We start from the raw sequence: 12,523 nt of genomic DNA, 5'->3' as shown, positions 1-12,523 counted from the left end.
AGCACGCCGTTGCGGCGGTCGTGGGCAGCGCCCACACTCAGCCGCGCAGCACCGCCCCGGTCCGCTCCACGGCCGTCTTCCCCACCCCGGGTACGCCCCACCGGCCCCGCAGGACCCAGCGGTCGCACACCGCACATGCCGAGGGCGCAGACGGCCATACCGTCTGCGCCCTCGGCCTTCAGCACGCCGTTGCGGCGGTCGTGGGCAGCGCCCACACTCAGCCGCGCAGCACCGCCCCGGTCCGCTCCACGGCCGTCGCGACCGCCGCGTCACGGGCCGCCGAGGCCTCCTCCGCGGTCAGCGTCCGGTCGGCGGCACGGAAACGCAGCGCGTACGCCAGCGACTTCTTGCCCGCGCCGAGCTGCTCACCGGTGAAGACGTCGAACAGCCGGAGCGACTCCAGCAGTTCACCCGCACCCTCGCGCAGCGCGCTCTCGACCTCCGCCGCGGGGACGGAGTCGTCGACCACCAGCGCGACATCCTGGGTCGCGACCGGGAAGGCCGAGATCTTCGGGGCGCGCAGCGGGCCGGTGCCGGCCCGCTCCAGACGGTCCAGGTCGATCTCCATCGCGCACGTGCGCTCCGGCAGGGACATCGCCTTGGTGACCCGCGGGTGCAGCTCACCTGCGTTGCCGACGAGCACCTCCTCGCCGTCGACGAGGGCCAGCAGCGCGGCACAGCGGCCCGGGTGGAACGGGGCGTGCTGGTCCTGACGGACGATCAGCTCAACGCCCGCCTCCCGCGCGACCGTACGGCCCGCCTCGATGGCGTCCGCCCAGTTCGCGGGGCGTCCCTCGCCCCACCAGCCGGCCTGCTCCCGGCCCCCGGCGAGGACCACGGCGGCGCGCCGCGGCTGCTGCGGCAGCGAGGCGTCCAGCGAGGCGATCTCGTCGTCGGTCGGCCGGCGGTCGACCACCAGCCGGCTGGCCGGCTTCTCGTCACCACTCGCCCGGAAGACCGGGCCGGTCTCGAAGAGCGCGAGGTCGTGCGTACCGCGGCCGTAGTTGCGGCGCAGCGCGCCGAGCAGCCCCGGGACCAGCGTCGTACGGAGGTCGGGCTCCTCGTCGGAGAGCGGGTTGACGAGGGTGACCGCCGCGCGCCGCGGGTCGTCCTGCTCGATGCCGAGCTGGTCGAGCACGTGTGAGCCGGTGAACGGGTAGTTCAGGGTCTCGACATAGCCCGCACCGGCCAGCGCCCGGCCGACCCTGCGGTGCAGCCGCTGACGCTCGGTCAGCCCACGGCCGGCCGGCGGCAGCGGGAGGGTGGAGGGCAGGTTCTCGTAGCCCTCCAGCCGGATGACCTCTTCGGCCAGGTCGTTCGGCTCACTGAGGTCGGGCCGCCAGGACGGCACGGTCACGACCAGCTCGTCCTGGCCGTAGACATCGCACCCGACCTGCTGCAGTCGGCGGACGACGGTCTCCCGGCCGTAGGCGACACCGGCGACCTTGTCCGGGTGGTCGGCGGAGACGGTGATCGTGCGCGGCCCGCTGGGCGTGACGATCTCCGTGACGCCTTCCTCCGCGGTACCGCCCGCGAGCAGCACCAGCAGGTCGACGGCCCGCTGGGCCGCGGCGGACGCGGCCTCCGGGTCGACGCCGCGCTCGAAGCGCTTGGCGGCCTCCGAGGACAGCTTGTGCCGGCGGGCCGTACGGGCGATGGAGAGCGCGTCGAAGTGCGCGGCCTCGATCACGACATCGGTGGTGCCGCGCAGCCGCCCGGTCTCGGGGTCGGCGGCTGCGGCCGCGATCTCGGTGTTCGCGCCGCCCATGACACCGGCGAGCCCGATCGGGCCGCGGTCGTCGGTGATGACCAGATCCGCCGCGTCGAGCACCCGCTTGGTGCCGTCGAGGGTGGTCAGCTGCTCGCCCGGGGTCGCCCGCCGGACACCGATCGGGCCGGACACCGTGGTCCGGTCGTAGGCGTGCAGCGGCTGGCCGAGCTCCAGCATCACGTAGTTGGTGATGTCGACGGCCAGCGAGACCGGGCGCATCCCGGCCTTCTGCAGCCGGCGCTGCAACCAGAGCGGGGTGCGCGCCTCGGGCTCCAGGCCGGCGACCGTGCGGGCGGTGAAGCGGTCGCAGCCCATCGGGTCGGAGACCTGGACGGGGTAGCCGCCGGAGTTCGGCGGCGGGACGTCGAGCAGCGCCGGGTCGCGCAGCGGCAGACCGTAGGCGGTGGCGGTCTCGCGGGCGACACCGCGCATCGACAGGCAGTAGCCGCGGTCCGGGGTGACCGCGATGTCCAGCACCTCGTCGACGAGCTCCAGCAGCGCGATGGCGTCGGTGCCGACCTCGTACTCGGGCGGCAGCACGATGATGCCGTGCGTGCCGTCGTCGCCCATGCCCAACTCGTCGCCGGAGCAGATCATGCCGTGCGAGGTCTTGCCGTACGTCTTGCGCGCGGCGATCTTGAAGTCGCCGGGCAGCACGGCGCCGGGGAGGACCACCACGACCTTGTCGCCGACGGAGAAGTTCCGCGCGCCACAGACGATTTCCTGCGGCTCGCCGGTGCCGTTGGCCCGGCCGACGTCGACCGTGCAGAAGCGGATCGGCTTCTTGAAGCCCTCCAGCTCCTCGATGGTCAGCACCTGGCCGACGACGAGCGGGCCCTTGAGGCCCTCGCCGAGGCGCTCGACGGTCTCGACCTCCAGGCCGACCGCGATGAGCTTTTCCTGTACGTCACGACCGGTTGCCGTGGCCGGCAGGTCGACGTACTCCCGCAGCCAAGAAAGCGGGACCCGCATCAGATCTCCATCCCGAACGGCCGGGTGAACCGGACGTCGCCTTCGAACATGTCACGCATGTCTTCCACGTTGTGCCGGAACATCAGCATCCGGTCGATGCCGAACCCGAAGGCGAAGCCGCTGTACTTCTCCGGGTCGACTCCGCAGGCGATGAGCACCTTGGGGTTGACCATTCCGCAGCCGCCCAGCTCGATCCAGCCCTCGCTGGAGCAGGTACGGCAGGGACGGTCGGGGTTGCCCACGGACTCGCCACGGCAGACGTAGCAGACCATGTCCATCTCGGCGGACGGCTCGGTGAACGGGAAGTAGTTCGGCCGCAGCCGGGTCTTCATGTCCGGGCCGAAGAGCGCCCGGACCATGTGGTCGAGCGTGCCCTTGAGGTCGGCCATGGTCAGGCCCTCGTCGACGGCGAGCAGCTCGATCTGGTGGAAGACCGGGGAGTGCGTGGCGTCCAGCTCGTCGGTGCGGTAGACCCGCCCCGGGCAGACGACGTACACCGGCGGCTCGCGGTCGACGAGCGTCCGGGCCTGGACCGGCGAGGTGTGGGTGCGCAGCACGACACCGGACTCATCGCCCTCAGTGCCGTTGCCCTGGACGAAGAAGGTGTCCTGCATCTGGCGCGCCGGGTGGTCGGGCACGAAGTTCAGGGCGTCGAAGTTGAACCACTCCGCCTCGACCTCGGGGCCCTCGGCGACCTCGTAGCCCATCGCCACGAAGACGTCCGCGACCCGCTCCATGAAGGTGGTCAGCGGGTGCCGGGCGCCGGCCGGGGTGCGGTCGTAGGGCAGCGTGACGTCCACGGCCTCCTCGACCAGCACGCGCGCGTCGCGCTCCGCCTCCAGCTCCTCCTGGCGGGCCTTGAGCGCCTGGTTCACGCGGCCGCGGGCCTGGCCGACGCGCTTGCCGGCGTCCGCCTTGGCGTGCGGCGGCAGGGCGCCGATCTCGCGGTTGGCGAGCGCGAGCGGCGAGCGGTCGCCGGTGTGCGCGACCTTCACCTCACGCAGCGCCTCCAGATCGTCCGCGGCGGCGATGGCGGCCAGCGCCTCGTCCAGCCGGGCGGCGATCTCTTCCGGTTTCAGGGCTTCGACCTCGACAGGGTCGTACGACTTATTGGGTGCGGACATCTCTTCCCGTGCTTCCGGTGGACTGGCTTGGCTTGGCTCGCTTCGCCTCGGCTCTTCGTTCACAAACGTCGATGACCGGACGTCGCTCGGAGACGTCGGATGCCGAGCCCGCGCGGTGCCCGCGATGCCTGTGCGCCAAAGGTGCCAAAGGTCAAGTCTAAGGGGGACGGGCCACGCGGCAGGCCCGAGCCCCTGCGGGGCGCCCGGCGCGGGGCCTCAGGCCAGGAAGGCCGGGGCCGCGACGGGCAGGCTGAATCGGAACTGCGCGCCGCCGGCCGGCGCCCGGCCGACCGTGATCGTCCCGCCGTGGGCCTCGACGATGCCCTTGACGATATAGAGGCCCAGGCCGGTGCCGCCGCGCTTGCTGCCCCGCCAGAAGCGGGTGAAGACGCGGCTCATCGACTCCTCGGGGATGCCGGGGCCCTCATCGCTCACGGTGACGCTCGTCCCCTCCGTGCTGGTCGCGTCCGATACCGGTCCGACCTCGATGGTGACGGTCCCCTCGCCGTGGCGCACCGCATTTTCCAGCAGGTTGCCCAGCACCTGGTCGACCTTGTCCGGATCCGCCCACAAATCGGGCAGCGGTTCCAGCATCCGGATCAGGAAGCGGTCGGGGCGCTGGCCGGCGGTGGTCTGCGCCTGGACGTTCCGGCGGACCGCGGCGCTCATGTCGACCCGCTGCCGGCGCACCTCCAGCCGCCCGGAGTCGATCCGGGAGATGTCCAGCAGCTCGGCGATCAGCCGGGTGACCCGGTTGGCGTCGGCGTCCACCGTCTCCAGCATCAGCCGCTTCTGATCGTCGGTGAAGCGTTCCCACTTCTGGAGGAGGGTGGCGGTGAACCCCTTGACGGAGGTCAGCGGCGAGCGGAGCTCATGGGCGACGGTGGCGATCAGTTCGGCGTGGCTGAGCTCCGTACGACGCCGCGCCTCGGTGCCGCGCAGCGCGATCACCAGCCGCTGGACGGGGCCGGTCGGCCCGCTGCGGACGTAGCGGGCGGAGACCAGCACCTCGCGGCCGCCGAGCAGCAGATTGCGCTCCGGCTGGCCACGGCGGATGGCCGGCCCGCCGTAGGGGTCGGTGAGCCGCCACCAGCGGCGGCCCTCGATGTCCTGCAGCGGCAGGGCGTGTTCGAGAGGGTGGCCGAGCGCGTCCTCGGGGGCGATGCCGGTGATCCTGGCCGCCGCGGCGTTGAAGCAGATCACCCGGCCGGTCTCATCGGCGACCACCAGGCCGTCGGGCAGATCGTCGGGGTCCAGCCCGAGACCGGTCCCCATGGCGTCCGCGTCCGCTGCTCCGGCCGTGGCGGGCGACGGCTCGCGCGGCGGTCCGCCGGACGGGCGGCCGCCCGCAGTGGCTGTGGTGCCGGAAGTCCTCACACTCATCCCCGTTACCCCCTTCCGGGCCCCCGGGCACGCAAGCCTACTAGCTCACACCACCCGTGCCGCGAGGATCCGGACTACGCCCCTCAGGCGGGTGACACCGCACGGCATCCGCCGGTGCCGCGCTGGGCGCGGGCGGAGGCGTAGAGGCAGACCGCGGCGGCCGTCGCGAGGTTGAGGCTCTCGGCCCTGCCGTGGATCGGGACGCGCACGACGGCGTCGGCCAGCGCCCGGGTCTCCTCCGGCAGTCCCCAGGCCTCGTTGCCGAACACCCAGGCGGTGGGCCCGCCCATGGAGCCGGCGTCCAGTTCGGCGTCCAGGTCACGGTCGCCCGCCCCGTCGGCGGCGAGGATCCGCACCCCGGCGTTCCGCAGTCCCTCCACCACCCGCTCGACCGGTACGCCCACCGCGACCGGGAGGTGGAAGAGCGAACCGACCGACGCCCGCACCGACTTGGGGTTGTACAGGTCCACGGAGGCGTCGGTGAGCACCACCGCGTCCGCACCGGCGGCGTCCGCGCAGCGCAGCACCGTGCCGGCGTTGCCGGGGTCCCGGACGTGGGCGAGCACCGCGATCAACTGCGGGCGGGCGGCGAGGATCTCCTCGAACGGCGAGTCCAGGAAGTGGCAGACGCCGAGCAGGCCCTGCGGGGTGACGGTCTGGGAGATGTCGGCGATGGTCCGGTCGTCGGCGAGGTGCACCCGCACCCCGGCCGCGCGGGCCGCCCCGACGATCTCGGTGTGCCGCTCGGCGGCCTCGACGGTGGCGAACAGCTCGATCAGGGTGGGCACCCCGTCCGTGCGGTGCGCGATGGCCTCCCGTACGGCCTGCGGCCCCTCGGCGATGAACCGGCGCTCCTTGCCGCGGAAGGCGCGGCGGGCCAGCCGCCGGGCGGCGGTGACACGCGGGGAACGCGGGGAGATCAGCTCGGGGGTGCCCATGGGCGGCGGCTCGCTTCTGTTGTTTCGGTGCGTGGGGCCCGGACCGGGCGGGATCCGGTCCGGAAAAGCGGCGGACCCGCAGGCCGGGGCCTGCGGGTCCGCGTCACAACGTCGTCAGGCCGGGGTTCAGGCAGCCTTCGGGGCGTTGACGTCGCTCGGAAGCGCCTTCTGGGCGACCTCGACGAGCGCGGCGAACGCGTTGGCGTCCGTCACCGCGAGGTCGGCCAGGATCTTGCGGTCCACCTCGATGTTGGCGGCCTTCAGACCCTGGATGAAGCGGTTGTACGTCATGCCGTTGGCGCGGGCAGCGGCGTTGATCCGCTGGATCCACAGCTGACGGAAGTCGCCCTTGCGCTTCTTGCGGTCGTTGTAGTTGTAGACGAGGGAGTGGGTGACCTGCTCCTTCGCCTTGCGGTACAGGCGGGAGCGCTGGCCACGGTAACCGCTGGCCTGCTCGAGGATCGCCCGGCGCTTCTTGTGGGCGTTGACTGCCCGCTTGACGCGTGCCACTTGTTAACTCCTTGTAGCGGGGCCGTGGTTGTCGTCACACGGCCCGAATCGATGGGGTCCCGGTCGAAGTCGCGCGCCCCGTACGTCCTGCGGGGCGCGGCGGCTCACTTGCCGAGAAGCTTCTTGATCTTCGCGGCGTCGCCCGGGGCCATCTCGGCGTTGCCGGTGAGGCGACGCGTCACGCGGGACGACTTGTGCTCGAGCAGGTGGCGCTTGCCGGCGCGCTCACGCAGCACCTTGCCGGAGCCGGTGACCTTGAAGCGCTTGCTGGCACCGCTGTGCGTCTTGTTCTTCGGCATGCGCCGTTCTCTCCTCGTCAGTGGCGCTCCCACCGGGACGGACCGGGCTGGCGGGAGCGTCAGATGTATCGGTTGGTGTCCGGGGCGGGGTGCCCCGGCATGAATCCGGGGCTCACGCCCTGGGAATCACGCCTCGGCGGGCTCCTCGGCGGGCTCCTCCGTGGGAGCACCACCCTGGCGCGTCGCCTTGCGGGCGGCCTGCGCCTCACGGGCTTCGGCCATCGCCTCGGTCTTCTTCTTGTGCGGACCGAGAACCATGATCATGTTTCGGCCGTCCTGCTTGGGGTTCGACTCGATGAAGCCGAGCTCCTCCACATCGGACGCGAGCCGCTGCAGGAGCCGGAAGCCCAGCTCGGGGCGGGACTGCTCGCGACCACGGAACATGATCGTGATCTTGACCTTGTCACCCTGCTTGAGGAACCGGACGACGTGACCCTTCTTGGTGTCGTAGTCGTGCGGGTCGATCTTCGGCCGGAGCTTCATCTCCTTGATGACCGTGTGCGCCTGGTTCTTGCGCGCCTCACGGGCCTTCATGGCCGACTCGTACTTGAACTTTCCGTAGTCCATGAGCTTGCAGACCGGCGGACGGGCGTTCGCCGCCACCTCGACGAGGTCGAGGTCGTACTCCTGCGCAAGCTCCAGGGCCTTGGCAAGCGGCACAATGCCGACCTGCTCGCCGCTGGGACCGACGAGTCGCACCTCGGGGACGCGAATCCGGTCGTTGATGCGGGGCTCGGCGCTGATGGATCCTCCTCGGTAGCACCACGCGACGGCCTGGCGGACTGCCGCGTAACGTCTTTTCGGTGTGACCAACCGCGCCGGTACATGAAAAATGCCCCGGACGGGACACAGGCGGGGCTCCACGTGGATCTGGAGCACCGTCGCGAAGTCTCCGCGGGGCGCAGCCGGACCATTGACCCGCCGGCCGGTGAGGCCAGTCGGGTGGGAGATCGGAGCCTCCACTTGCGGGCCGGTCACATGCGTGTCCGGCCGGTCGGAACACCAGGATACACGAGTCAAGGGGTGGCACCCACTCCTGTGCGGTTGCCGCGGGCGGGGCCGCGGTCACGGGCACGCCCGCACGCGGGGGCCGGATGCGCTGGCCATAGGCTGGAGGCGACCCCTCAGCAGGAAGAAGCCCGAGACATGAGCGACCAGACCCCGCAGCAGCCCGACGCCCCGAACGCGGCGACCCCTGACTTCGACGCCATGACCCGAGACATCGCGGAGGTGCCGGCGGTCGAGGTGATCACCACGGTCGCGGTGCATCTGATGAGTTCGGCGGCGGTCAACCTCGGGCTCGCCGAGGAGGGCGAGGCGCACAAGGACCTGGACGAGGCGCGCAAGCTCATCCAGGCGCTGGCCGGGCTGGTCACCGCCAGCGCCACCGAGATCGGCTCGTACCACGCGGCGCCGCTGCGGGACGGACTGAAGTCGCTGCAGCTGGCGTTCCGCGAGGCCTCGGTGGTACCCGACGAGCCCGGCCAGGGCCCCGGCGAGAAGTACACCGGGCCGGTCCACGGCTAGTCCGCGACACCGCACGGACGGGCCCCGGCCGGACACGGCCGGGGCCCGTCCGTGCGCGGAGAGCGGGCGGCGGGTGTCAGATGGGCTCGTGGGGCTCCGTCGGGGCGTCGTGGGGCATGCCTTCGTCGGCGATGAGGAAGGGCTCGTGCGGCGGGTGGGTGACCTGGTGCACCGCCGCCGCGAGGGCGCCGCCGATCAGGGGCGCGACGATGAACAGCCACAGCTGGGTGATGGCCGCGCCGCCCGCGAAGAGCGCCGGGCCGATGGAGCGCGCCGGGTTCACGGAGGTGCCGTCGAGCGGGATGCCGATGAGGTGGACGGTGGCCAGCGCCAGGCCGATCCCCAGACCGCCGAAGCCGATCACGGCCACCTTGTGGGTGACCGCCAGCCACACGTAGACGAGCAGGAAGGTCATCACCATCTCGGCGACGAAGGCGCCGCCGAGGTTGAGATGCACCGCCGAGCGGTCGCCCCAGCCGTTCGTGCCGAACGACGCGTGGGTCTGCAGGCCCGGGACCTGCTTGGCGACCAGGAAGAGCAGGGCCGCGCCGACGATGCCGCCGACGACCTGGGCGATCCAGTACTCGGCGGCCGTGCGCAGCGTGATCCGGCGGACCAGCAGCATGCCCAGGGTCACCGCCGGGTTGAGCTGGCTGCCCGAGACCGGGCCGAGCGCGTAGGCAAGCGCCACCATGGTGAAGCCGAAGGCCAGCGCGATGCCGAAGGTGCCGATGTATTCGCCCGCCAGAACTGCCGAGCCGACGGCGAAGAACACCAGGAGCAACGTGCCGAGGAACTCGGACACGACCGGGCGGGTCAAGACCGTCGAGATCTCCGTTTTCTCCATGGGGCTCTCCTCGCGTGGATCTTGAGCTCTCCTCCGCATTGTGCGGCCCTGGAGACGAACCCGCCCGTCGGCGGCCCGGGGCCCGGCAGCGGCTGCCGAGCCCCGGCAGTGGGGTGTCAGCGCCGGAAGAGCGGCTCCTCGTCGGTGGTGGCGCCGGGCGGCAGCAGGGCCAGATCCAGGCCCTTCACCAGGCGGGCTCGCAGCACCTCGTCGGCGGCCACCGCCCGGGCCAGCCGCTGGGCGACCGTGGCCGGGTCCGCGTCGGGGGCGAGGCCGAGGGCGAGGGTGGCGTCGGTTTCCCCGGAGGGCACGAGCCGGGCGAGCCGCACCGCCGGCTCGGCGTCGAGCAGGGCGCGCAGGGCGCCGGTGACGGCCGGGTCGGCGAGCGGGTCGGCGCTGGTACGGCCCTCGGCGAGGGCGCGCAGGGCGGGGCCGGTGAGCTGGTAGGTGACCGGGCCGGCCAGGTCGACGACGACGGTGTCCGCCTGCTCGTGGGACGCGGCCAGCAGGGCCTGCTGGAGCGGGACCGCGACGGGCCGGGCGTCGGCGCGCCAGCGCTGGAGGGTCTCCATGGAGGTGAAGGCGGGGAGGGCCCGGCGGCCGCCCGGGGCCTGGAGGGTGGGGACGGCCATGTCGCTGCTCTTCTCGCGGCGCAGGCCGTCGGGTCCGGTCTCGGCCTCGCCGAGCACGGCCACCACGGGGACCAGGACACGCGCCCCGGCGAGCGCCGCCAGGAGTTCCGGCTCGGCGCCGCGGTCCCGCTCGTAGGCCGCCAGGGCCGCGGTCAGTACCGGGTCGGCGGAGCCGTCGTCGTCGGCGAAACCGGAATCGGGGATGTTCTTCTGCACCACGTGAGCGTATCGGCCGGGGGTGCGGTGTCCGCGGCGCGGGCCGGGGTCCGGAGGCTGCCGGGGGGAGTTCCGGTCAGGGGTGGGTCCGGCGGCCGCGCCAGAGGACGACCGCGGTGGCGACGAGGGCCAGTCCGGCGGCGCCGGCGGTCCAGGGGAGCCAGTTGACCGGGGAGTCCGCGGCGTCGCCGGCGGTGGGGCCGGGGCCGAAGTAGCGGTCGGCGTAGGCGGCGGGGAACGGCTTCTGCGGCGTGGGCTCGATCTCCCCCGCGGCCGTGAGGGCGGCGGCGGGGTCGATCAGCCCGGCACCGTAGTCGTCGTCCCGGCCGCCCTCGGGGCTGTCCTGGGCGGTGGAGGTGAGCAGCCGGCGGATCTGGGCCGGGCTCAGGTCGGGATGGGCGGAGCGGATCAGGGCGATGGCGCCGGAGACGAAGGCGGCGGCGGGGCTGGTGCCCCAGCCCGAGAGGTAGCCGTTCCCGGTGTCGGCCATGACGATGTCGAAGCCGGGGGCGCTGACCGTGGCGTACCAGTGGCGGGTGGAGAAGCGGGCGCGCGCGCCCACATGGGTGACGGCGGTGGCCGCGATGACGCCCGGGTAGGCGGCGGGGTAGGAGACGTGGTTGCCCTTCTGGCCGCCGTTGCCCGCGGAGGCGACGACGGGGATGCCCTTGCCGAGGGCGTACTGGATCGCGGCGTCCTCCCGGGGCTCGGGGTGTGCGGACGAGCTGTCGTCGCCGAGGGACATGTTGATCACGTCGGCGCCGTGGTCGGCGGCCCAGCGGATGCCGTCGGCGAGCGCGCCCGCCTTCTCCGTACGGGCCCGGCCGCGCTGTGGGTCGTCGTCCTCCAGGATCACCCGGACCGGCAGGATCCTGGCCTGCGGGGCGAGCCCGAGCACCCCGTCCTGGCGGCCGGCACCATGGCCGTGACCTGCGATGATGCTGGCCATGCCGGTGCCGTGCTGAGCCCAGGCGGTGTCTCCGGGCCCGGCGCCGAAGCCGACCAGGTCCTGTTCGGGCAGCACCTGGCCGTCGAGGTCGGGGTGGTTGGCGTCCACGCCGGTGTCCAGGACGGCGACGGTGACGCCGGCGCCCTTGGTGGTGCGCCAGGCCTGCTGGGCGTGGACGGCCTGGAGGGCCCACTCCTGGGCCCGCAGGGCGTCGGCCCGGGCGGGGACGGCGGGCAGCACCGCGAGCACCGCGCAGGACAGTGCGACGGCGGCGCCGCGCAGCACGGTCTTCGTCATGACGATGCCTCCGTGGTCTGCCGGCCGCCGGCTGCCGTGCGGAAGTCCTTCCCGATACGGTCCGCCAGGTCCTTGGCGTCGTGGCCCAGACCGGATTCGGCCGGGGCGGTGGTGGCGCCGGGCTTCGTCGCGGCCTCGGCGGGCTGCGGCGCGGCGAAGGTGCGGCCGTCGGCGAAGCCGGAGACGGCGTAGACGACGACCGGGATGTCGGTGAGCACCCGGACGGTCCAGCTGGCCCGCTGGGCGCGGCCGAAGTCCTCGGCCGGGGTGTCCCTGGCGGCGTACGGCAGCGGCATCAGGTCGGTGCGGGTGCCCAGACTCCTGGTGCTGAAGCGGGTGTTGAGCGCCGTCATCCCGGCCTGGTCGGCCTTGGTGATCTGCGCCCCGACGGTGATGACGCTGCTGCGGGTGGCGTCGACGTAGGTGGCGCGCAGCAGGCGGACGCAGCCCGCCCGGGCGAGCGCGTCGGCGAGCTTGGGGTCGTAGGCGCCGGTGCAGCCGCTGTCGGGGGCGACGGCGATCCGGCTCCAGGTCCGGTCGGCGCCGCCGGGGCCGGCGCCGAAGCCGTGGACGGTACGCGGGAAGAGGGTGTCGACGGGGGTGTTGTGCCAGACGTCGCGGCCCTTGGCGAAGGTGGCCGCGGCGTCGGGGGTGGCGCCGGCGGCCTCGTCGGTGAGCCAACTGCCCGCCGCCGCGCCGCCGATGAGGCCGACGCCGAGGACGAGGCAGGCCGCGGCGGCCAGTGCCCGGGCGCCGGGACGGTTCGCCGGGGCGCGGCGCGGGAGCCCGCCGGGCCCACCTCCCTGCGCCGGCAGGGGGGCCGGGGCCCACGGCGGCTGTGCCAGGCGCGCGGAGGCGGGGCCGGGCACTTCGCCACCGGCGGCCGACTGCGGGGTGGCGGGGTCGGGCTCGCCGGGGCGCGACGGGGCGCCCGGCCCGCTCCACAGGTCCTGACTGTGCGCCAGATGGAAGGCGGCGGTGTCGCGGAAGGCGGCGGGGCGGGCGGCCGAACGGAGGCAGCACCTCTATGCTGATGGCTCAGCGTCCTTCGTTGACCG

12 protein-coding genes are annotated in these 12,523 nt (G+C 73.1%); 1 reads left to right on the top strand and 11 read right to left on the bottom strand.

Annotated elements, in window-relative coordinates:
* Nucleotides 1-217: 217 nt before the first annotated feature.
* From pheT to infC, 7 genes are all read right to left on the bottom strand, one after another.
* Complete coding sequence (gene pheT / locus EST92_RS27125; protein WP_129283392.1) at nt 218-2,743, bottom strand: phenylalanine--tRNA ligase subunit beta; 2,526 nt, start codon at nt 2,741-2,743, stop codon at nt 218-220.
* Nucleotides 2,743-3,867: a phenylalanine--tRNA ligase subunit alpha gene (pheS, locus tag EST92_RS27120; protein ID WP_129245327.1), complete on the bottom strand. Its 1,125-nt coding sequence runs from the start codon at nt 3,865-3,867 to the stop codon at nt 2,743-2,745. Before pheS ends, pheT begins: the two co-directional genes overlap by 1 nt.
* A 216-nt stretch (nt 3,868-4,083) precedes the next feature.
* On the bottom strand, nt 4,084-5,250 hold the full coding sequence (locus EST92_RS27115) for a PAS domain-containing sensor histidine kinase (protein WP_129283391.1): 1,167 nt from the start codon (nt 5,248-5,250) through the stop codon (nt 4,084-4,086).
* An 83-nt stretch (nt 5,251-5,333) separates the two neighbouring features.
* Nucleotides 5,334-6,188 carry an RNA methyltransferase gene (locus EST92_RS27110; RefSeq protein ID WP_129283390.1) on the bottom strand — a complete coding sequence of 285 codons (855 nt, stop codon included), beginning with the start codon at nt 6,186-6,188 and terminating at the stop codon, nt 5,334-5,336.
* A gap of 126 nt (nt 6,189-6,314) precedes the next feature.
* Nucleotides 6,315-6,698: a 50S ribosomal protein L20 gene (gene rplT, locus EST92_RS27105; protein WP_006607577.1), complete on the bottom strand. Its 384-nt coding sequence runs from the start codon at nt 6,696-6,698 to the stop codon at nt 6,315-6,317.
* 104 nt (nt 6,699-6,802) lie between these two features.
* Nucleotides 6,803-6,997, bottom strand: coding sequence for a 50S ribosomal protein L35 (rpmI, locus tag EST92_RS27100; protein ID WP_016576627.1), 195 nt, complete (start codon nt 6,995-6,997; stop codon nt 6,803-6,805).
* Nucleotides 6,998-7,123: 126 nt separating this feature from the next.
* Nucleotides 7,124-7,810 carry a translation initiation factor IF-3 gene (gene infC / locus EST92_RS27095; protein WP_129245331.1) on the bottom strand — a complete coding sequence of 229 codons (687 nt, stop codon included), beginning with the start codon at nt 7,808-7,810 and terminating at the stop codon, nt 7,124-7,126.
* A 333-nt stretch (nt 7,811-8,143) separates the two neighbouring features.
* Between infC and EST92_RS27090 the strand changes: the two genes are divergently transcribed.
* Nucleotides 8,144-8,524 (top strand): DUF1844 domain-containing protein, encoded by a 381-nt coding sequence (locus EST92_RS27090; RefSeq protein ID WP_129245333.1) that lies wholly within the window; start codon nt 8,144-8,146, stop codon nt 8,522-8,524.
* A gap of 76 nt (nt 8,525-8,600) precedes the next feature.
* Here the strand turns inward: EST92_RS27090 and EST92_RS27085 are convergent, their stop codons facing one another.
* From EST92_RS27085 to EST92_RS27070, 4 genes are all read right to left on the bottom strand, one after another.
* Nucleotides 8,601-9,371: an aquaporin gene (locus EST92_RS27085; protein ID WP_129283389.1), complete on the bottom strand. Its 771-nt coding sequence runs from the start codon at nt 9,369-9,371 to the stop codon at nt 8,601-8,603.
* A 116-nt stretch (nt 9,372-9,487) separates the two neighbouring features.
* Nucleotides 9,488-10,222 carry an SseB family protein gene (locus EST92_RS27080; protein ID WP_129283388.1) on the bottom strand — a complete coding sequence of 245 codons (735 nt, stop codon included), beginning with the start codon at nt 10,220-10,222 and terminating at the stop codon, nt 9,488-9,490.
* 73 nt (nt 10,223-10,295) lie between these two features.
* Nucleotides 10,296-11,465 carry a type VII secretion-associated serine protease mycosin gene (gene mycP / locus EST92_RS27075; protein WP_129283387.1) on the bottom strand — a complete coding sequence of 390 codons (1,170 nt, stop codon included), beginning with the start codon at nt 11,463-11,465 and terminating at the stop codon, nt 10,296-10,298.
* A complete protein-coding gene (locus tag EST92_RS27070; protein WP_254069043.1) occupies nt 11,462-12,334 on the bottom strand; it encodes a hypothetical protein in 873 nt (290 codons plus the stop codon). Before EST92_RS27070 ends, mycP begins: the two co-directional genes overlap by 4 nt.
* Nucleotides 12,335-12,523 lie beyond the last annotated feature (189 nt).

The sequence above is a fragment of the Streptomyces sp. TM32 genome (assembly GCF_004122755.1).
GTDB classification, from domain to species: domain Bacteria; phylum Actinomycetota; class Actinomycetes; order Streptomycetales; family Streptomycetaceae; genus Streptomyces; species Streptomyces sioyaensis.
This window is presented reverse-complemented; position numbering and strand designations above follow the sequence as displayed.